19 protein-coding genes are annotated in these 19870 nt (G+C 31.4%); 10 read left to right on the forward strand and 9 right to left on the reverse strand.

The window, feature by feature from the left end:
- The first annotated feature begins 37 nt into the window (after nt 1–37).
- Complete coding sequence (gene speB / locus ACIJYC_RS01605) at nt 38–997, forward strand: agmatinase (protein WP_435167051.1); 960 nt, start codon at nt 38–40, stop codon at nt 995–997.
- A gap of 20 nt (nt 998–1017) precedes the next feature.
- Complete coding sequence (locus ACIJYC_RS01610; protein ID WP_435167054.1) at nt 1018–2454, forward strand: aldehyde dehydrogenase family protein; 1437 nt, start codon at nt 1018–1020, stop codon at nt 2452–2454.
- On the opposite strand, the gene argE is transcribed toward ACIJYC_RS01610, so the two are convergent.
- Nucleotides 2451–3641, reverse strand: a complete 1191-nt coding sequence (gene argE / locus ACIJYC_RS01615; RefSeq protein WP_435167056.1) for an acetylornithine deacetylase — start codon at nt 3639–3641, stop codon at nt 2451–2453. The two genes, ACIJYC_RS01610 and argE, sit on opposite strands and share 4 nt — an antisense overlap.
- Nucleotides 3642–3668: 27 nt before the next feature.
- On the opposite strand from argE, the gene ACIJYC_RS01620 reads away from it, so the two are divergent.
- Genes ACIJYC_RS01620 through ACIJYC_RS01655 form a run of 8 tightly spaced genes read left to right on the forward strand, consistent with a single transcriptional unit; the run spans nt 3669 to nt 11115 of the window.
- Nucleotides 3669–4010: a tRNA-binding protein gene (locus tag ACIJYC_RS01620; protein ID WP_435167059.1), complete on the forward strand. Its 342-nt coding sequence runs from the start codon at nt 3669–3671 to the stop codon at nt 4008–4010.
- Nucleotides 4011–4013: 3 nt separating this feature from the next.
- Nucleotides 4014–4607 carry a LysE family translocator gene (locus tag ACIJYC_RS01625; RefSeq protein ID WP_435167062.1) on the forward strand — a complete coding sequence of 198 codons (594 nt, stop codon included), beginning with the start codon at nt 4014–4016 and terminating at the stop codon, nt 4605–4607.
- A gap of 1 nt (nt 4608) precedes the next feature.
- Complete coding sequence (gene acnA, locus ACIJYC_RS01630; protein WP_435167065.1) at nt 4609–7278, forward strand: aconitate hydratase AcnA; 2670 nt, start codon at nt 4609–4611, stop codon at nt 7276–7278.
- A 2-nt stretch (nt 7279–7280) separates the two neighbouring features.
- Nucleotides 7281–7925 carry a hypothetical protein gene (locus ACIJYC_RS01635; protein WP_435167068.1) on the forward strand — a complete coding sequence of 215 codons (645 nt, stop codon included), beginning with the start codon at nt 7281–7283 and terminating at the stop codon, nt 7923–7925.
- Nucleotides 7918–9213 carry a PQQ-binding-like beta-propeller repeat protein gene (locus ACIJYC_RS01640; protein ID WP_435167070.1) on the forward strand — a complete coding sequence of 432 codons (1296 nt, stop codon included), beginning with the start codon at nt 7918–7920 and terminating at the stop codon, nt 9211–9213. The genes ACIJYC_RS01635 and ACIJYC_RS01640 overlap by 8 nt, the downstream gene beginning before the upstream one ends.
- Before the next feature lie 2 nt (nt 9214–9215).
- Nucleotides 9216–9644: a hypothetical protein gene (locus tag ACIJYC_RS01645; RefSeq protein ID WP_435167073.1), complete on the forward strand. Its 429-nt coding sequence runs from the start codon at nt 9216–9218 to the stop codon at nt 9642–9644.
- Entirely contained in the window at nt 9641–10699 is a 1059-nt protein-coding gene (gene zapE, locus ACIJYC_RS01650) for a cell division protein ZapE (protein ID WP_435167076.1), read from the forward strand. Before ACIJYC_RS01645 ends, zapE begins: the two co-directional genes overlap by 4 nt.
- Nucleotides 10696–11115 carry a secondary thiamine-phosphate synthase enzyme YjbQ gene (locus ACIJYC_RS01655; protein ID WP_435167079.1) on the forward strand — a complete coding sequence of 140 codons (420 nt, stop codon included), beginning with the start codon at nt 10696–10698 and terminating at the stop codon, nt 11113–11115. The genes zapE and ACIJYC_RS01655 overlap by 4 nt, the downstream gene beginning before the upstream one ends.
- A gap of 10 nt (nt 11116–11125) precedes the next feature.
- Here the strand turns inward: ACIJYC_RS01655 and ACIJYC_RS01660 are convergent, their stop codons facing one another.
- The 8 genes from ACIJYC_RS01660 to ACIJYC_RS01695 all read right to left on the reverse strand — a co-directional run bounded on the left by ACIJYC_RS01660 (nt 11126) and on the right by ACIJYC_RS01695 (nt 19777).
- On the reverse strand, nt 11126–12544 hold the full coding sequence (locus ACIJYC_RS01660; protein WP_435167082.1) for a cryptochrome/photolyase family protein: 1419 nt from the start codon (nt 12542–12544) through the stop codon (nt 11126–11128).
- 4 nt (nt 12545–12548) lie between these two features.
- Entirely contained in the window at nt 12549–13679 is a 1131-nt protein-coding gene (locus ACIJYC_RS01665; RefSeq protein WP_435167085.1) for a diaminopropionate ammonia-lyase, read from the reverse strand.
- A 1-nt stretch (nt 13680) separates the two neighbouring features.
- A complete protein-coding gene (gene glnT / locus ACIJYC_RS01670; RefSeq protein WP_435167088.1) occupies nt 13681–15006 on the reverse strand; it encodes a type III glutamate--ammonia ligase in 1326 nt (441 codons plus the stop codon).
- 34 nt (nt 15007–15040) lie between these two features.
- Nucleotides 15041–16348 carry an FMN-binding glutamate synthase family protein gene (locus ACIJYC_RS01675; protein WP_435117233.1) on the reverse strand — a complete coding sequence of 436 codons (1308 nt, stop codon included), beginning with the start codon at nt 16346–16348 and terminating at the stop codon, nt 15041–15043.
- Nucleotides 16349–16350: 2 nt separating this feature from the next.
- Nucleotides 16351–17031, reverse strand: coding sequence for a protein glxC (locus ACIJYC_RS01680; RefSeq protein ID WP_435167091.1), 681 nt, complete (start codon nt 17029–17031; stop codon nt 16351–16353).
- A 3-nt stretch (nt 17032–17034) separates the two neighbouring features.
- Nucleotides 17035–17913, reverse strand: coding sequence for a class II glutamine amidotransferase (locus ACIJYC_RS01685; protein ID WP_435167094.1), 879 nt, complete (start codon nt 17911–17913; stop codon nt 17035–17037).
- A 227-nt stretch (nt 17914–18140) separates the two neighbouring features.
- Nucleotides 18141–18365: a hypothetical protein gene (locus ACIJYC_RS01690; protein ID WP_435088736.1), complete on the reverse strand. Its 225-nt coding sequence runs from the start codon at nt 18363–18365 to the stop codon at nt 18141–18143.
- A gap of 11 nt (nt 18366–18376) precedes the next feature.
- Complete coding sequence (locus tag ACIJYC_RS01695; RefSeq protein WP_435167096.1) at nt 18377–19777, reverse strand: ammonium transporter; 1401 nt, start codon at nt 19775–19777, stop codon at nt 18377–18379.
- Nucleotides 19778–19870 lie beyond the last annotated feature (93 nt).

Genomic DNA, 19870 nt, shown 5'->3' on the forward strand with positions numbered 1-19870 from the left:
TTCGATTTAAAAAGAATGTGGTACATTTTGTTTATAAATGAAAAAAGAACGTAATAAAAATCCAATTCAACCTGTTAGTGGAACAAAAGTTCCAAGATTTGCAGGTCCATCAACATTTGCAAGACTACCAGAGTTAAGAGATGTTGAAAGTTGTGACGTTGCAATTGTAGGAGTACCATTTGATGCGGGTACAAGCTATAGACCTGGTGCAAGATTTGGTCCTCAAAGTATTCGACAAGCTTCAAGACATTTAAGAACTAACTATCATCCAAGTTATGATGTCGAACCTTTTAAAGTTCAACAAGTAGCAGATGCGGGGGATATTACTTGTAACCCTTTTAGTATCGATGAAGCCATAAAACAAATTGAAGTGGGTGCTACAGAGTTATTAAAAAAAGTAGGAGGTATAATTAGTTTAGGGGGTGACCACACCATCGCTGTACCACTTCTTAGAGCAATTAATAAAAAATGTAATGGACCAGTTTCATTAGTTCATTTTGATGCACATCTTGATACTTGGGACACCTATTTTGGAGCACCCTATACACATGGCACTCCGTTTAGAAGAGCGAGAGAAGAAGGATTATTTTTAGATGACGCTTCAATGCATGTTGGTATTAGAGGCCCACTTTATAGTAGAGATGATATTAAAAACGATGAAAGTTTTGGATTTAAGATAATTCACTGCGATGAATTTCAAACTGAGGGAACGGATAAAATTGCTGAAAGAATAAAAAAAAGAGTAGGAGATAATCCTTTATATTTATCAATCGATATTGATGTACTCGATCCAGCATTTGCACCTGGAACAGGCACACCTGAGATTGCAGGAATGACTACGAGAGAAATGGTTAATGTTTTAAGAGGGTTGTCAGGATTAAATTTAGTTTCAGCTGATGTAGTCGAAGTTTCACCCGCATATGATCATGCTGAAGTAACCTCACTTGCAGCCGCAACAATTGTTTACGAATTAACAAATCTATTTGCAAAATCATAAAGAAAGGATAGTTTCTCAAAATGTTAGATAAAAAAAAATTTTATATAAATGGTGAATGGGTTTCTCCAAAAAAACCTAATGACTTAAAAGTAATAGATCCTTCAACAGAAGAAGAATGCGCAGTAATATCTTTAGGTGGAGTTGAAGATGTAAATGATGCTGTGGCTGCTGCAACAAAAGCTTTCGAGACTTGGGCATTTTCTTCAAAAGAAGAAAGATTAGAATATTTAGAAGCTCTGTATGTTGTTTATAAAAAAAGATGGTCTGAAATGGCTCAAGCAATAACTCTTGAAATGGGAGCGCCAATTGATTTTTCAACTCAATTACAAGCTGGTACTGGAGCAAGTCATATAAAATCTTATATAAAAGTTTTAAAAGAATACACATTTGAAGCAAAATTAGGCGAACATGCTCTTAATAATAATATTTTACATGAGCCAAAAGGAGTTTGCGCATTAATCACTCCGTGGAACTGGCCAATGAATCAAACTTGTCTAAAAGTGATCCCAGCGATTGCAGCAGGATGTACAATGGTTCTTAAGCCATCAGAAATAGCACCATTATCTTCAATGATTTTAGCTGAAATGATTGATGAAATAAAATTACCCAAAGGTGTTTTTAATTTAGTGAATGGTGATGGAGCAATAACAGGCGATGCTTTAACTAGCCATCCAGATGTTAACATGGTTTCATTTACAGGCTCTACGAGAGCAGGTGCTTTAATTTCTGAAAATGCAGCAAAAGATTTTAAAAGAGTAAGTTTAGAACTAGGTGGAAAAGGAGCAAACATTATATTTAAAGACGCTGATGCTGAAGCGGTTGAAAGAGGGGCACTAAGATGTTTTAGAAATACAGGACAATCTTGTAATGCTCCAACAAGAATGTTAGTTGAAAAATCAATGTATGATGAAGCAGTTGAAAGAGTTAAAAATTTTGCAAATTCAATGAAAGTTGATGTCGCATCAAAAGAGGGCGATCATATAGGACCAGTAGTTTCAAAAACACAATTTGATAAAATTCAATCTTTAATTCAAGTTGGAATAGATGAAGGTGCAAAATTAGTTGCTGGTGGAACGGGTAAACCTGATGGTTTAGATAAAGGTTACTTTGTAAAACCAACCGCTTTTGCAGATGTGAATAATCAAATGCAGATTGCAAGAACAGAAATCTTTGGACCAGTGTTATCGATTATACCGTTCGAGACAGAAGAGGAAGCAATCTCGATTGCAAATGATACTCCTTATGGTCTTTTAAATTTTATTCAAACCCAAGATCAAGAAAAAGCAAACAGAGTTGCAAGAAAACTTAGATCTGGAATGGTTGATATCAATGGTGCTGGTTTAGCACCTGATGCGCCGTTTGGTGGGTATAAACATTCTGGTATTGGTCGTGAAGCTGGAAAGTTAGGTCTTGAAGAATATCTTGAAGTTAAAGTGGTAAGTGGTTGGAACGATTAATTAGGAATAGACTGTTTATTTATTCCATCCAAAAGATTTAAACATTTTTTAAGTTCATCTAAAACTATAAACTCATCAATTTTATGAGCTTGTTCAATTGATCCTGGGCCACAAACTACTGTGCTAATTCCTATTTCTTGAAACAAACCTGCTTCAGTTCCAAATGAAACTACTTGTCTAGAATTATCTCCTGTTAAACTTGAGATTAATTCACAAGCATCAGATTTATCTTCTCTATCAAATCCAACAATCTCCCCAATAATATCTTTTTCAATTGAAGCGTTTGGAAAAATCTTTTTCATTTCTGGTAACAACACTTCATTTGCATATTTATCAATTTCCTGATTTAAGAATACACCATCTTCTTTAACAACTGGTCTTGTCTCCCAATTAACATGACACTTATCTGCTATTACATTATGAGCTATACCTCCAAAGACACCTCCAATTGAAAGCGTTGAATGGGGTGGATCAAAAATTGAGTCTTTTGGTGCTCTTTCTCTAAGTTTTTCTCTAAGTTCAATTAATTTATTTACATATCTTGATGCATATTCAACAGCACTGACACCTTTGTGTGGTGCTGAACTATGTCCAGCTAATCCTTTAAAGTACGTTGTGTATTCATAACATCCTTTATGAGCATCAATAATTTTCATATTAGTTGGCTCACCAATAATACAAATACCATCTTTAATATCTCTCTTTTTTAATTCCTTTATTAGTATCGGAGCTCCCTGACATGCAGTTTCTTCATCGAAAGTGAAAGAAAAATGAATATCTCTATTTAAATTTGATTTTGAAAAAGTAGGTGCATACGCTAAAGCACAAGCAATAAATCCTTTCATGTCACAAGATCCTCTACCATATAACTTATCTCCTTTAATTGTCGCTGTGAAAGGATCTGAGCTCCATCCTTTTGAAACTGGAACCACATCCGTGTGGCCTGATAGAATTATTGGTTTTTTTGTTTGAGAACTTTTAGATTTTAATGTTGCAAATAGATTTACTCTTTTTTTTTCATCATCGTACGTTCTAAATGAAGTAGCGCCAAGTTTTTTTAAGATATCATCACAATACTCAATTAATGAGCTATTATCTTCTCCTGATATAGTTTTAAAACCTATTAGGTCTGTTAGGATTTTAACTGAATTATCGAACAATTGCTCTGAATTATTTGCTGTACTCATTTTTAAGTTCTACTATATATTAATTATATGAAAGAACAAATTACCTTTGATGACTTTGATAAAGTTGATGTTCGTGTTGGAACAGTCATTTCAGTTAGGAAAAATGAAAAAGCGAGAAAACCATCATTAGTTGTTGAAGTTGATTTTGGTGAAGAAATAGGAATTAAGCAATCATCGGCTCAAATTACTCATTACTATAATGAAGAAAATCTTAAGGGAAAACAAGTTATTGGGGTATGTAATTTTGCTGAAAAAAATATTGCGGGTGTGGTGTCGCAAGTACTTATATTGGGGTCGATTGATAAAGAAGGTAAAGTAATTTTAGTCCATCCGTCGCAAAAATCTGAGAATGGTTTACCAATCGCTTAATAAATGCATCCAGAAATTTTATCTATAACTTTATTTGGAATTGTAGCTGCATTCACTCCAGGACCAAATAATTTTGTTGCATTTTACTCTGGTTTCAATTTTGGGATAAAAAGAACACTACCACATATAATGGGTGTTACCTTTGGATTTCCTTTTCTTTTACTTTGTGTGGCTTTAGGATTAGTTAATGTCTTTAAACTTTATCCATTAGTTCAAATAATATTAAAATATTTAGGAACAATATTTTTAATTTATTTGGCATATAAAATCTCATTTTCTGGATCACAAAATCAAGAAAATAAAAATAAAAATCCCGTAAAGTTTATAGAGACTTTTATTTTTCAATTTTTAAACCCCAAAGCTGTAATTGCTTCAATAATTGTTGCCTCCACATACATAAATCCAGGAGAAAATTTTGTAAATTATACGACTCAAATTATTATCTTAGCTTTATTAGTTTCAGTCACTAGCATCACTCTTTGGACGTTTTTAGGTAAATTTCTTAGGAAATACGCGACAAATCAGAAATTTATTAATTATTTTAATTATGCTATGTCACTGCTTCTTTTATTAAGCATAGTTACTTTTTATTTATAATATGACACCAGGAAAAAAAAATTCTTATAATTCATTAGCAAATATTTCAATCGATAATAAAGAATACAAATTTTATTCTTTAAAAGAGGCAGAAAAAAATGGTTTGGTGGGCATTTTTAGACTTCCAAAATCTCTTAAAGTTCTTTTGGAAAATCTTTTAAGATATGAAGACGAACTTTCAGTAAATAAAAATCAAATTGACTCTATTAAAGAATGGTTGAAATCAAAAAAATCAAATACTGAAATAGCATATCGACCAGCTAGAGTTTTGCTTCAAGATTATACAGGTATTCCAGCAGTTGCAGATTTGGCAGCAATGAGAGAAGCTGTAAAAGATAAAAATAAAGATCCAAATACTATCAATCCATTATCAGCTGTCGATCTTGTAATTGATCACTCTGTTCAAGTAGACAAATCTGCTAAATCAGATTCATTTGAAAAAAATGTCGATATAGAATTTGAAAGAAATGGTGAAAGATATTCTTTTTTAAAATGGGGACAACAAGCATTTAATAATTTTAGAATAGTACCGCCAGGAACTGGAATTTGTCATCAAGTAAACTTGGAGTATTTATCAAAAGTAGTTTGGTCTGAAGAATTTGAAGGTGACAAATATTTATTCCCTGATACTTTGGTTGGTACTGATAGTCATACTACAATGGTTAATGGATTATCTGTTTTAGGCTGGGGAGTAGGGGGTATTGAAGCAGAAGCAGGAATGTTAGGACAGCCCATTTCAATGTTAATTCCAGAAGTAATAGGCTTTGAGGTTACAAACAAAATGCCAGAAGGCACAACAGCAACTGACTTAGTTTTAACAGTTGTTAAAATTTTAAGAGACAAAGGTGTAGTTGGAAAATTTGTTGAATTTTATGGTGAGGGTTTAAAAAACTTAACTCTTGCTGATAGAGCTACTATTGCAAATATGGCTCCTGAATATGGTGCAACATGTGGCTTTTTTCCAATTGATGACGAAACATTAAAATATTTAAAATTTTCAGGAAGAGATCAACATACAGTTGATGTTGTTGAACACTATGCAAAAGAACAAGGCTTATGGGCAAGTGAGGATATAGAATTTACAGATACTATTTCATTGGATATGTCTACAGTAGTGCCAACTATTTCTGGACCAAAAAGACCTCAGGATAAAGTTTTATTAACAGATGCACCAACTTCATTTAAAAAAGTTTTAGAGGAAGCAACCAACAAAAAAGATCACTCTATTTCAAAAGTTTCAAATACTGATTATGAAATTAAAGATGGTTCAATTTTAATTGCAGCAATAACTTCATGTACCAACACATCAAATCCAAATGTTTTAATTGGAGCTGGATTACTTGCTAAAAAAGCTGTTGAGCTTGGATTAGAAGTTAAACCATGGGTAAAAACTTCTCTAGCACCAGGTTCTCAAGTGGTTACTGACTACTTAGAAAAAGCAGGGTTAAATACTTACTTAGACAAATTAGGCTTTAATTTAGTAGGTTATGGTTGCACAACATGTATTGGTAATTCAGGGCCATTACCTGAAAATATTGTAGATGCTATTCAAAAAGAAAATATTTATGCAGTTTCAGTTTTATCTGGAAATAGAAATTTTGAGGGAAGAATTTCACCACACATTAAAGCAAATTATTTAGCCTCACCTCCATTAGTTGTAGCTTATGCAATAGCTGGTCATATGGAAGTTGATTTGTATAAAGATGCACTTGGTAAAGATAAAGATGGTAATGAAATTTATTTAAAAGATATTTGGCCTTCAAATAAAGAAATTGAGGATACTTTAAAACAATCTTTAAATGCAGAAATGTTTATTGAGAGATACTCAAATGTTTCTGAAGGACCTAGTCAGTGGCAAAAAATTCAAACAGAAAAGAGCAGTATTTACAGTTGGGATGAAGGATCAACATATGTAAAAAAACCACCTTTCTTTGATAACCTATCAGATGAACCTGAAGGATTTAAAGAAATCAAAGATGCAAGACCTTTATTAATTTTAGGAGACATGGTTACTACTGATCATATTTCTCCAGCAGGAAATATCCAAAAAGAAAGTCCAACTGGAGAATATTTTATGGAACATCAAATACTTCCCAAAGATTATAACTCCTATGGGTCAAGAAGAGGAAATCATGAAGTGATGATGAGAGGTACTTTTGCTAACATAAGAATAAGAAATGAGATGGCACCCGGAACTGAAGGCGGGTTTACCAAGTTATATCCAGAAGAAAAAGTATTACCTGTTTATGATGCTGTCGTTGAGTACAAAAAAAGAGGAACTGATTTAGTAGTTATTGGAGGCAAAGAGTATGGAACTGGCTCATCAAGAGACTGGGCAGCTAAAGGAACAAAATTATTAGGTGTTAAGGCAGTGATAGCTGAAAGTTTTGAACGTATTCATAGATCAAATTTAATAGGAATGGGAATTCTACCTTTGCAATTCACAAATGATGTAAATAGAAAAAACTTAAATTTAATTGGCTCAGAATTAATTAGTGTTCTTGATGTTGAAAAAGGTATTAATCCATCTGATGAGGTAACTATTGAGATAAAATATGCTTCAGGAGATATAAAAAAGGTTAAAACTTTATGCAGAATTGATACGAAAAATGAATTAGAATACTATAAAAATGGAGGCATACTCCAATATGTTTTAAGGAATATGATTTAGTTATGGAAGAAGATATTTCAATTATAAATAGCAGTACAAGACAAGAGAAAGTAAGAAATTTTTTTGTTAATAATAAAAATAAAATTATCTCAACGATAGTAGTTTTGGTTATTATTTTAGTTGGTGCATATAGTTTTGACAGTTATAAAACGAATAAGAAAAAAGAAATCTCAAACAAATTTAATTCAACCACTTTATCTCATTCTGAAAATACTAAAGAACTAACAATTCAAAATTTAGTAGAAATTATTAACGAACAAGACCCAACGTATTCACCTTTATCTCTTTATTTTATTATCGATAACAAGTTAATTTCTAATCAAAGTGAAATAAATAGTTATTTTGATATTTTAATTGAAAAGACTTCGCTCGATGAAGAAATTAAAAACTTAGTTATTTATAAAAAAGCACTATTTAATGCAGATCAAGCTCAAGAAAGTGATCTATTAAATATTTTAAATCCATTGAATAATTCTAAAAGTGTATGGAAATCACATGCTTTATATTTAATGGCTGAGTATTTCTATTCCAAAGATCAAAAACAAAAATCAAAAGAATTTTTCAATCAAATTGTTAGTTTAGAGGACGCCAATCCAGATATAAAGCTTCAAGCACAAAAAAGATTGAATAGAGATTTGAGTGATTAGATTAACCTTTTTAACTTTTATTTTATTTTTTTTATCCAATTGTTCTTTAAGTGAAAAGTCGCGTATTTGGAACGATAAAGAAGAAAAAGTTGAAAATCAAAATATAAAGAAACTATTTGCCAAAGAAGAAAAGAAAATTGTTGAGTTTAATCCAGATCTAAAATTAGATTTATCTAAACTTAAATTTAATAACATTATCTTAAATAATCAAAATAATTTTGGTGCTCAAACTTATGATAGCTTAAATAAAAAAATTGTTTCTTATAAGTTTCCTAAAATCGAAGATCCTAGTAATTTAAATTATAAACCATTATTTCTAAGTGATGGACTTATGTTTTTTGATAAAAAAGGTGCTATTACTCGATATAATAATAGTGGTAAAGTTATTTGGAAAAAAAACCATTATTCAAAGTCAGAAAAAAAGTTAAGACCTAAATTATTCTTTGCATTAGATGGTGAAAATTTATTAATAGCAGATAGTATTGCAAAGTATTACTCTATTAATATTAAAACTGGAGAGCTAAATTGGTTAAAAAATGGAACCTATTCTTTTAATTCTGAAATAAAGAGAGAAAATGATAAGTTTTTTGTTGTAGATTATAACAATACTCTTAGAGCTTTTAGTATAGAGGATGGATCAGAGGTATGGAATTTTCAAACTGAAGACTCTTTTGCAATGTCAGATACAAAAAACTCTCTTATCATCACTGGAGATTTAGTTGTTTTTAGTAATTCTATAGGAGATATTACTGCTGTTGACATTGAATCTGGTTTGATTACTTGGCAACTTCCAACTCAAAGTAGTAATATTATCAATGAGTCTTATAATTTTAAAACTTCGAAATTAGTTTCAGATAATAAATCCATTTATTTTTCAAACAATAAAAGTGAATTTTATTCTATAGATATAAAAACAGGAGTGACAAATTGGGTTAATGAAATAAACTCTAACATAATGCCTTCAATTACTGGTAATCTGATTTTTACAGTATCTAACGAAGGCTATCTATATGTTCTAGAAAAAAATAATGGAAATATTATTCGTGTAACAAATCTTTATAATAATTATAAAGAAAAAAAACGATCAAATATCAAACCAATTGGTTTTACTATAGGTAAAACAAACCTCTACTTAACAAATAATGATGGCAAAATGATCGTAGCAGATTTAGTTACTGGAAGAACCACTAATGTTGTTAAAGTTTCAAGTAGTGTGATGTCTGAACCATTTATTTTTAATAAAAACTTATTTATAATTAAAAATGGTTCTGTTGTTCAATACAATTAAGAATGTTTCTAAAATTTTTAGATAAAATTGGAAGAAAAAAAGTAGTTCTAGACAGAGGACCTTCTCATCCTAGATATCATAAGGCTAAACCATGGATGAATAGGTATTATGTTTTGTTTAGATATAGGCCGAAGTGGTTTCCTTTTAATATCTTGATTCACGAAATGCTGGCCGATGATCATGGTGAAGGTGTTCACAATCATTTATGCCCATATATCACAATAATTTTAAGAGGTGGATATTGGGAGATAACAAAAAAGGGGAAGTTTTGGAGGAAACCTGGTTACATAGGATTCCGCTCAGCAAATGCCCATCATAGAGTAGATTTAAAAGAGGGCACAAATCCTATGACAATTTTTATACCAGGACCATTTGGATTAAGAAAAGGTTCTAGATCTGAATATGGTGTAGATTTTAAGACAAAAAAATGAATTTAAAAAAATTATTTCTAAATCATTGTAAAAAAAATAATTTAGAGATTAATCCCAATCAATTAGAGCTAGTAGACCAATTGAATGATTTTTATAATCTAAATTTTAATAAGTCATTTTTAAAAAAAATTTTTTCTAAGAAAAATACAAAGCCTGGTTTTTATCTACAAGGTGATGTGGGTGTTGGTAAAACTATGATCTTAAATTTCTTTTACGAAAATTTTAAACCACGTAAACAACGAATTCATTTTAATGAATTTATGATTAGTTTTCATGATTTTAAATTTAAAATTAAAGTGAATAAAAAAGAAAATATTATTGATAAATTTGTCCAAAAATTAAAAAAAAATTATGAATTAATATATTTTGATGAGTTTCAAGTTACTAATATTGTTGATGCAATGATTTTAGGCAACCTATTCAAAAAAATATTTAACGAAAATATAAAAGTTTTATTTTCTTCAAATATAAAAATTAATGATCTTTATAAAGATGGATTGCAAAGAGATCAGTTTTTACCATTCATAAAGATTTTAAAAAATAAGTGTTTTCAAGAAAAACTTGTTATTGAAGAAGATTATAGAAAATCTCAAAGTAATAAAAATAAAAGATTTTTTTATCCATTAAATTCAACTACTAATTTTAAAGTTAATAAATTTTACCGAAAAATAACAAAAGATATTCATAACAAAGAAAAAACTTTATCCATTAAAGGAAGAATATTTATTATTAAAAATTATTTTAATGGAACTTTAAGATTTGATTTTAATGATTTGTGTGCAAAAAATATTGGAGCTGAAGATTATATAAAAATTGCAGAGTCAAGTATGTTCATGGTTATTGAAAATATACCTAATTTTAATAAAGATAATTCAAACCAACAACAAAGATTTGTTACTTTAATTGATATTTTATATGAAAAAAAAATACCATTATTGGTATCGTCAAAATCTCAATTAGACTCTATCACCTCTTCAAGTAATTTAAGAGATGTATTTAAGCGAACTATTAGTCGATTACATGAGTTAACATCAACAAGTTATAATTTAAAGTGAAGCAAGAATTCTATAATCTTCAGATTAATACCAATGGTCAGAAATTATATGAGTTTACTGATCAAACAATTCAATGGATCAATGATAACCATTTAGTAAATGGTATGCTTAATTTAAGTATTCAGCACACTAGTGCCTCATTAATTGTTCAAGAAAATGCTGATCCAGATGTTCAAACAGATTTAATTAATTATTTTGATAAATTAGTGCCAATGAATAACAAACTTTATGTTCATACCACAGAAGGTAAAGATGACATGCCCGCTCATATAAAATCTGCATTAACTAACAATCAAATCTCTTTAAGTATTAAAGATAGTAAGCTGTTACTTGGCACTTGGCAGGGTTTGTATTTGTTTGAGCATAGAATAAATCAACAAAATAGATTTGTTATTCACCACTTTATTGGAGAGTAATTAAAATAGTTTATTTTTTTAAGGTTTGAAAAGCCTCTAAAGCAGAAGCCCTAGCTTTTTCATGAATAACTATTGGTTGAGGATAATCTTTTCCAATTATAGTTTTAATAGCCTGTTGGTATTTCAGTTCCATCTCCCAAGGCTTATGGATAAATTTATTGGGGACTTTATTTAATTCTGGAACCCATTTTTTTACATAAAGACCTTCTTTATCAAACTTTTCTCCCTGTAAGATTGGATTAAATATTCTAAAATAAGGTGCAGCATCTGCCCCACACCCTGCAACCCACTGCCACTGTGCAACATTATTTGCCTTATTAAAATCTAACAAACAATTTCTGAAATGTTTTTCACCTTCAGTCCAATTTATTCTTAGATGTTTAACCAAAAAAGATCCAACTACCATTCGAACTCTATTATGCATCCAACCTGTTTCATATAATTCTCTCATTCCAGCATCAACTATTGGGTAACCAGTCATTCCATTTTTCCAAGCCTTCAGATATTTATGATTTTTAATCCAGGGAAATTTATCAAAATCTTTTCTATAATTTCCTTTTAAAAATTCTGGAAAATAATTAATTAAACTATGAGAAAATTCTCTCCATCCAAGTTCATTAACATATTTTCTATAACCAATCCCTTTAGATTTTATTTCATTACATTTTTTCCAAATACTTGTAACATGAATTTGACCATGTTTTATATATGGTGAAAGTTTAGAGGTACCTTCAATAGAAGGAATATCTCTTGCAGTTCCATAGTCTTTAATTTTACTTTCTATTAATTCATTTAGAATCTTTTTAGAATCGTTCTCGGATATTTTCCAATATTTATCAAATTTTTTATACCAATCTTTTTTTGGCAAAATATTTTTAGGTTCTATACAATTTTTAAAGAAAGTTTTTTCTTTGGTCCTTTTTTTAACAACATAGTTTTTTGCAGGAGGTAAACCTAAATATTTTTGCTCAGCAGTTCTCCAAAAAGGAGTAAATACCTTAAAGGGTGTTCCATCATTTTTTGTTACTTCTTGAAATTCATTTAGAATATTTCCTTTAAAATATTTGAAATTTATTTCATTTTTTAAAAAAAAATCTCTAATTTTTTTTCCTTTAGCAATTACATCTGGTTCGTAAACTTTATTCCAATATATAGCGAGATTATCTTTCTTTTTAATTTTAGAGAAAATTTCTAACTCATCTCCTTTAACTATTTGAAGATTAATATTGTGTTTAGATAAGTCTATTTTAAAAACTTCTAATGATTTTGAAACCCACCATTTTTGAGCTTCAGTTTGATTATCAAAATTTTTGTTATTATAAATAAATAATGCAATTACGTTTTCATGATTTTGAGTTGCAAAAGATAATGCTGGATTATTTTCTATTCTAAAATCATCTCTTATCCAAAAAATCCCAGTATCTGACATATGATCAATTTTGGTTAATTAACTTTTGATACATCTCTTTATCAGTGTCACCCTCACAACCAATAACTAAAACATTTGAATTTTGATCTAATTTTAATTTTTGTTTAATATTTTCATCCTCACAACTAGCAATTAAGCTAATTACTCCTGGTGCTGAATTTTCTCCAGCTATTATCGGATCATCACTAAAGCTTGAATTTCCTAATAATTTCATAGTTTTTGCAATATCGTCGTCGGGTAGACTGATACAATGTTTAACTGAATTTTTTAAAATTTCCCATGGGACCAATGATACCTCTCCACATGACATACCACCCATAAGACTTTCTCTTTTAATATCAATTTTTTCTATTTTTCCTGTTCTAATACTTTCTAAAACACAGGCTGCACTATCAGGTTCAACGACAAGTGTTACTGGTACATTGTCTAAATATCTTGCAATACCTGCAACCATTGCGCCAGCCATTCCACCAACACCTGCCTGTAAAATTATATGAGAAATTTTTTCATTATTAATTTGATCAATAATTTCTTTCATCATAACTGTGTAACCAGCCATCGTATATGTTGGAACTTGCATATAATCTTTCCAAGCAACATCTTGTACTATTTGCCAATTATTTTCTGTGGATTGCTTAATGCATTCGATTAATGATTTTTCGTAGTTTCCTTTTACTTTAATTACATCTGCACCAAGATCTGCCATCGCTTGACCTCTAGCATCACTAACAAACTCACTAATAAAGATTTTACACTTAAGCTCTAATCTTCTAGCACCCCATGCAACAGATCTTCCATGATTTCCAGCAGTTGCAGTTGCAACGGTGATATCTTTATTTCCTTGGGTTGCTTTTTCAACTGCATAAGCACCTCCTAGTGCTTTAAATGATTTTAAATCAAATCTTTTACTTTCATCTTTGTAATAAATTTTATTTAAATCTAACTCATTAGATAATTTATTAAGTGATATTAATGGAGTAGGGACGTATCCATCCCACTTTGATATACTTGAATAAGCATCATCAATTTCTTTTTCAGATAGTGAATTTAAAATTTGTTTTTTATCAAATGAATAATTTTTATTATCTAAAAATTCAGAATACTTCCATTGATGACCGTTAGATAAAATTGTCATTCTAGCAGTCGAGAGTGTTATCTTTTTCCCACTTAGTGACTGGTTTTTTTTTATTAAATGAAGATTTGCTCTTAAAATCTTTTATCTCAGAATTTTTAAGTTTAGTATAACTTTCAATCACATCTTTTCCAAAAGCATCAGCAAGCGGTTTGCTTTTTTGAAGCATTGAGATTGCTTGATTAATATCGTTTGGAAGTTTTTTTAGTTTTGGATATTTTTTGTAATCTTTGTACATATTACAATGCAAAGGTTTTCCAGGATTTAATTTTTTATTAATTCCTTCAAGTCCAGCAGCAATTATACCCGCTTGAAGTAAATAGGGGTTGGCAGCACCATCCATTAATCTTAATTCAAATCTTCCTTGATCTGGAATTCTAATCATGTGTGTTCTGTTATTTCCTGTATAAGAAATACTACTTGGCGACCAAGTTGCACCAGACTTTGTCGGTGGAGCATTAATTCTTCTGTAACTATTGATTGTCGGATTAAAAAAGGCTGATAAAGCTTGAGTATTATTCATTACGCCTCCTAAGAAATTGTAAGCTAATTTACTTAAACCAAGCGTATCTTTTTTATCTAAAAATTTATTATCTTTACCATTCCATACTGAAACGTGAGCATGACAACCGTTACCAGTTAAATTATGAAAGGGTTTTGGCATGAAGGTTGCTCTTAAACCATGTTTTTCAGCTAAACTTTTAACCATATATTTAAAGAATACATGCCTATCAGCTGTAATTAACGAGTCTGTATAATCCCAATTCATCTCAAATTGACCATTAGCGTCTTCATGATCATTTTGATAGGGCTTCCAACCCATTGTAATCATGCAGTCACATATCTCTTTAATTAAATCATATCTTCTCATTAAAGCTGATTGATCATAACAAGGCTTAGATTGAATATCTCTTTGATCAGCTATTGATGATCCATCTTCTGAAATTAAAAAATATTCACATTCAACACCAGACTTCATCTGTAATTTTTTTTGAGACATCTTTTTAATTTGTTCTTTAAGCATCACTCTTGGTGAAGCCTTTACAGGTTTTCCGTCCATGTATAAGTCAGATGCCAACCAACCAATTTCTTTATTCCATGGTAATTGAATTAAACTATCAGGATCAGGCACTCCAAACATATCACTGTCAGCAGGTGTCATGTCTAACCATGTGGCAAACCCAGCAAAGCCAGCTCCATTTTTTTGCATCTCACCTATGGCTTGAGCTGGAACTAATTTAGATCTTAAAACTCCAAAAAGATCAACGAAACTTATTAGGAAATATTTTATTTTTTTTTGTTTGGCAATTTGTGAAAGATTTTTTGGCATGATTAATCCTACTTGTTTAAAAAGTTTTATTCAATTATTTTTTTCCAGGTATCCAATCTGTGCCAGCTAGAGGAACTCTTGCCATTGCAGCTGCTTCAACTGTTAGGGCAGCTAGATCTTCAGGTTCTAAGTTTCTAACATCTGATTTACCATTAGCTCTAGCTAACGTTTGCAACTCTAGGGTTAAAGTTGTTAAATAGTTTTTAATTCTTTTACCAGCTTCAATTGGGTTTAATCTTTTTTCTAGTTTAGGATCTTGTGTTGCAACGCCTACCGGACATCTTCCTGTATGACAGTGATGACAATAACCAGGTTCGGTTCCAAGTTTTTTATAATCTTCAACATACAAATCTGCATTACAGTTTAAAGCCATCATTGCAGCAGAACCGATTGATACAGCATCTGCACCCATTGCCATTGCTTTTGCAACATCTGCACCAGTTCTAATACCACCTGAAACAACAAGCTGAACTTTTCTATGCATATTTAATTCTTTTAAAGCATCAACAGCTTCTCTTAATGCACCTAAGGTTGGAATTCCAACGTGTTCAATAAAAACATCTTGAGTAGCAGCTGTTCCACCTTGCATTCCATCAAGTACAACCACATCTGCACCAGCTTTTACAGCTAATGTGGTATCGTAAAAAGGTCTTGCGGCTCCAACTTTTATATAAATTGGTTTTTCCCAATTTGTAATTTCTCTAAGTTCTTGAATTTTAATTTCTAAATCATCTGGGCCAGTCCAGTCAGGATGTCTACAAGCACTTCTTTGATCAATTCCTTCTGGTAAGGTTCTCATTCCTGCAACTCTTTTATTAATTTTTTGACCAAGCAACATTCCACCACCACCAGGTTTTGCACCTTGTCCAACTACTACTTCAATAGCGTCTGCTTTTCTTAAATCGTCAGGATTCATGCCATATCTAGAAGGTAGTAATTGATAAACTAAATATTTTGAAGAACCTCTTTCCTCTTGTGTCATACCACCATCACCAGTAGTTGTTGAAGTTCCCATTGCAGATGCTCCTCTACCTAAAGCTTCTTTTGCATTAGCACCGAGTGCTCCAAAACTCATCCCAGCAATTGTAATTGGAATATCTAGTTTGATCGGTTTTTTTGCAAATCGATCTCCTAAAATAACTGAAGTGTTACATGTTTCTCTGTAACCTTCTAATGGGTACCTGGACATCGATGCGCCTAAAAAAACAAGATCATCAAAATCAGGAACTTTTCGTTTAGCACCCAATCCTCTTATTTGATAAATTCCTTCGTTTGCTGCTCTTTGAATTTCTTTTATTGTAGAGCTTGGAAATGTTTTAAATTCTTTAAGATCTTTTTTCATATTTAGTATGCACCCACATTATCAATTTTAAAATTATATAAATTTCTAGCAGAACCATATCTTTTAAATTTTTTAGGATCTTCTGAAATATTGAGTTTTTTAAATAGTTTTGTTAATTCATCTATATTCTTTTTATCCATTTTCTTTTCAACACAATCTGCACCTAAGCTTTTAACTTTACCTTTTACAAATATCTTTGCTTCATAAATTGAGTCTCCAAGATCTGCATCTGCATCACCCATTACAACTAAATTACCTTTTTGTGCCATAAAAGCTGACATATGGCCAACAGAACCTTTAACTACTATATCAATTCCTTTCATTGATATTCCACATCTAGAGCTTGCATCTCCTTCTATAATTAATGCACCCCCATGACCTGTGGCGCCAGCTGATTGAGAGGCGTTACCTTTAACAACAATTTTACCTGACATCATATTTTCAGCGACACCAGTTCCAACGTTTCCATGAACTGTGACGGTTGCTTTTTGATTCATACCTGCGCAGTAGTATCCGGTATGACCTTTGACTGTTACATCAATATTATCTTTCAAACCTGCACATATAGCGTGTTGTCCTTGAGGGTTTAAAATTTCGAACTTTCTATTATTTTTTTTTCTATCAACATTTTGTAGATGTTGATTTACTTCCCTTAAAGTTTTTTTGTTTAAATCAAAGTTCATAAATTACCAGTGATATACTACACCAGGTTTTGGCTCAAAAATTTTTGCTGAATTTACATTTGGAAGATGCGCCATAGCTTGAAACTCAGATGCAACTGCAACATAATCTTTAGTCTCAGCAACAACAGCAGGTTTACAAGCAATTTCATCTCTCAATAATGCAAAGCCATCTTTTGTACCTGCAATAAAAGTATAAAACCCATCTAAATCTTTTAAACTATTTTTTAATGTTTTTTCTAAGTCCTTACCTTTTGATATTTGATTTGAAATATATCCAGCAGCAACCTCAGTATCATTTTCAGAATTAAAGCTTTGACCATCTTTTACAAGAGATCTTCTTACATTGTTATGATTTGATAGTGATCCATTATGAACCAAACATTCATCTTCTGATGTAGAGTAGGGATGAGAACCTTGTGTAGTTATTGCACTTTCAGTAGCCATTCTTGTATGACCAATTCCATGTGTTCCTGAAAAAGAGGATAATTTAAATTTTTTTACGACATCCTTTGGGTTACCAGTTTGCTTGAAAATATTTATACTTTTTCCATAACCTACTAACGATACTTCTGGAATTTCTTTTTTTAATAAATCTAATATTTTAGAGGGTTTTTCGTTAGTTTCTAAAACAACATGATCTGCATAATTGGTTAACTTAATCTTTTTTATAAATTTTGATATTTTCTTTTTGAAATCTCGCTCTTTTATTTCATTAAGACAGATAGAATATTTGTAAGTATTTTTATTTTCTTTTGTGTAAATCGCAAAACCTGCACTATCAGGTCCCCTTGTTGCCATGCCATCTAACATTCCAGATAAAAATTTACCTAAATGTTTTTCATATTTTTTTGTTTTTAAATAAATTCCAACAATTCCACACATAATATATTTGGTTTAGCTTAATAGAGATTTTAAGAAGTCTTTATAGTAGATAAGATTGACCACAACAATGATGATAATAGCCGCTATCACTCCATATTTAGCTTTAGGAAATAAAACACCTCTCATTTTAGTAGGTCTAAGATCTTCGTTATTATTATCGCTCATTTATAGAGATTATAAAAAAAAAGGGCGCCACAATCAAGTAGCGCCCAAATTTTTATTTTATATTACCAATCGGTAATATTGCTTTTATGATCATTAGCACCATGTCTTTTTCTAGCCAATTTTGAAAGTTCCTCACTCTCAGAATTGTTAGTAATAACATGCCAACCAATCCAGATAACTATACCTAAAATAACCAGTAAAGTTTCACTAGATCCAGCTCCCGGATAAACTGCACCGACAACCTCCTTAGCACTTAAATGATCTATCCAGTTTGTAACTGTAGCCATATTTTTCTCCTTTACCTAGTTGCAGATGAAACTGCTCGTTCATCTTTTTTAGCAGATTCCATCATATCATAGTCTAGTCCAGCTATTTCAACATCACGCGGTATTCTTAATTTACCAAATGCGCTTAGTATCTTAGCTATGACATAGCCTGGTATTAGTCCAAGAACTACGAACATTATTATTGCTCCTAGAAATTGACCTAATGGATTGATTGATGCATAAGTTGATCCGTCCCACATAGCGCCAACACTGTAACCAGATGATGGGTAACCATTTAAAACAAATCCACATATGATAAGACCAACAACACCAGCATAACCATGTACTGCTACTGCACCAACTGCATCATCAATTTTGAACTTACGTTCAACCCAGTAATGTAGTTTGTATGCAACAACAACACCGATCATACCGATAATCATTGCTTGAATTGGATGATACAAATCATTTCCAGCTGAAGCACAGATGATACCTGCTAGTCCACTTGAGTAAGTCCAGAAAGGATCACCTTTGGCGATCACATATCCAGCTAATAATCCTCCTGATAATGACATCAAGAAGTTATAAGTTATACCACTAAGTGTAGTAGGGGTTACATATATGTTTGTAGCTGTCCAGTATGTTACACCTTCCATTCCATACTCAGGTCCAAGATCAAATATCGGTATATTACATGCCGCATAAAATCCCCAGAAACCAGTATAGATTAAAAACAACCCAACTGTAACTAGCCAAGGATTTCTTGGTCCTATATTTCTTGGCTCACCACTTGATGAGAATTTTCCAATTCTAGGTCCTAAAACCATTAGAACACCTAAAGCAAATCCACCCGCAATTGCGTGAATTACTCCTGATGCATAAGCATCGTGATATCCTAAAATTTTAAGCATCCAGCCATCAAAGTGCCATCCCCAAGCAGCATCAATTACCCAGAAACACGAACCTATTGCAATTGCTAAAATTCCAAATGCAAAAGTTGTAATTCTTTCAATGATTGCTCCTGAAACAATAGAAGCAGCTGTCCATGAAAATAGTAAGAACGCAGCCCAGAATACTCCAGATATGTGGTCACCTAAGTTAACCGCCATAAATTCAGTATTTGGTGCATACCATTTAGCACTAAAAGTACTTTCGTCTGTTATTAATGCTACACTTTCATTCATTATTGATGGAGCTATTCCCGGTCCTGTTGGGAACGCCCAGTAAATCCACCAACCAAAGAAAAACCAAGTTACTGTTACCAAAGGTATCAGCATTGTATTTTTCATAAGAGTATGTTGGTGATGTTTGTATCGAGAAGCTCCAACTTCATACATACAGAAACCGACGTGAATTAAAAACATCAGTACCACTGTTACCCAGTAGTAAAATTCTGTAAATATGGTTGTAAGAGCACCTAACTGATCAGTCATAATCTCTCTCCCATATTAGTTTATTGAACCCTATAAAATTTTGTAAGGTGTGACAAACAAAACAATGCTTAAAAACCTAGCGTGAACACTAGG

Source organism: Candidatus Pelagibacter bacterium nBUS_28, assembly GCF_051200915.1.
Classification (GTDB): Bacteria; Pseudomonadota; Alphaproteobacteria; order Pelagibacterales; family Pelagibacteraceae; genus Pelagibacter.

What these genes read in the sequence shown, in the direction of transcription:
- speB (WP_435167051.1), top strand. Translation starts at nt 38, where the DNA reads ATGAAAAAAGAACGTAATAAAAATCCAATTCAACCTGTTAGTGGAACA.
- ACIJYC_RS01610 (WP_435167054.1), top strand. Translation starts at nt 1,018, where the DNA reads ATGTTAGATAAAAAAAAATTTTATATAAATGGTGAATGGGTTTCTCCA.
- argE (WP_435167056.1), bottom strand. Translation starts at nt 3,641, where the DNA reads ATGAGTACAGCAAATAATTCAGAGCAATTGTTCGATAATTCAGTTAAA.
- ACIJYC_RS01620 (WP_435167059.1), top strand. Translation starts at nt 3,669, where the DNA reads ATGAAAGAACAAATTACCTTTGATGACTTTGATAAAGTTGATGTTCGT.
- ACIJYC_RS01625 (WP_435167062.1), top strand. Translation starts at nt 4,014, where the DNA reads ATGCATCCAGAAATTTTATCTATAACTTTATTTGGAATTGTAGCTGCA.
- acnA (WP_435167065.1), top strand. Translation starts at nt 4,609, where the DNA reads ATGACACCAGGAAAAAAAAATTCTTATAATTCATTAGCAAATATTTCA.
- ACIJYC_RS01635 (WP_435167068.1), top strand. Translation starts at nt 7,281, where the DNA reads ATGGAAGAAGATATTTCAATTATAAATAGCAGTACAAGACAAGAGAAA.
- ACIJYC_RS01645 (WP_435167073.1), top strand. Translation starts at nt 9,216, where the DNA reads ATGTTTCTAAAATTTTTAGATAAAATTGGAAGAAAAAAAGTAGTTCTA.
- zapE (WP_435167076.1), top strand. Translation starts at nt 9,641, where the DNA reads ATGAATTTAAAAAAATTATTTCTAAATCATTGTAAAAAAAATAATTTA.
- ACIJYC_RS01660 (WP_435167082.1), bottom strand. Translation starts at nt 12,544, where the DNA reads ATGTCAGATACTGGGATTTTTTGGATAAGAGATGATTTTAGAATAGAA.
- ACIJYC_RS01665 (WP_435167085.1), bottom strand. Translation starts at nt 13,679, where the DNA reads ATGACAATTTTATCTAACGGTCATCAATGGAAGTATTCTGAATTTTTA.
- glnT (WP_435167088.1), bottom strand. Translation starts at nt 15,006, where the DNA reads ATGCCAAAAAATCTTTCACAAATTGCCAAACAAAAAAAAATAAAATAT.
- ACIJYC_RS01675 (WP_435117233.1), bottom strand. Translation starts at nt 16,348, where the DNA reads ATGAAAAAAGATCTTAAAGAATTTAAAACATTTCCAAGCTCTACAATA.
- ACIJYC_RS01680 (WP_435167091.1), bottom strand. Translation starts at nt 17,031, where the DNA reads ATGAACTTTGATTTAAACAAAAAAACTTTAAGGGAAGTAAATCAACAT.
- ACIJYC_RS01685 (WP_435167094.1), bottom strand. Translation starts at nt 17,913, where the DNA reads ATGTGTGGAATTGTTGGAATTTATTTAAAAACAAAAAAATATGAAAAA.
- ACIJYC_RS01690 (WP_435088736.1), bottom strand. Translation starts at nt 18,365, where the DNA reads ATGGCTACAGTTACAAACTGGATAGATCATTTAAGTGCTAAGGAGGTT.
- ACIJYC_RS01695 (WP_435167096.1), bottom strand. Translation starts at nt 19,777, where the DNA reads ATGACTGATCAGTTAGGTGCTCTTACAACCATATTTACAGAATTTTAC.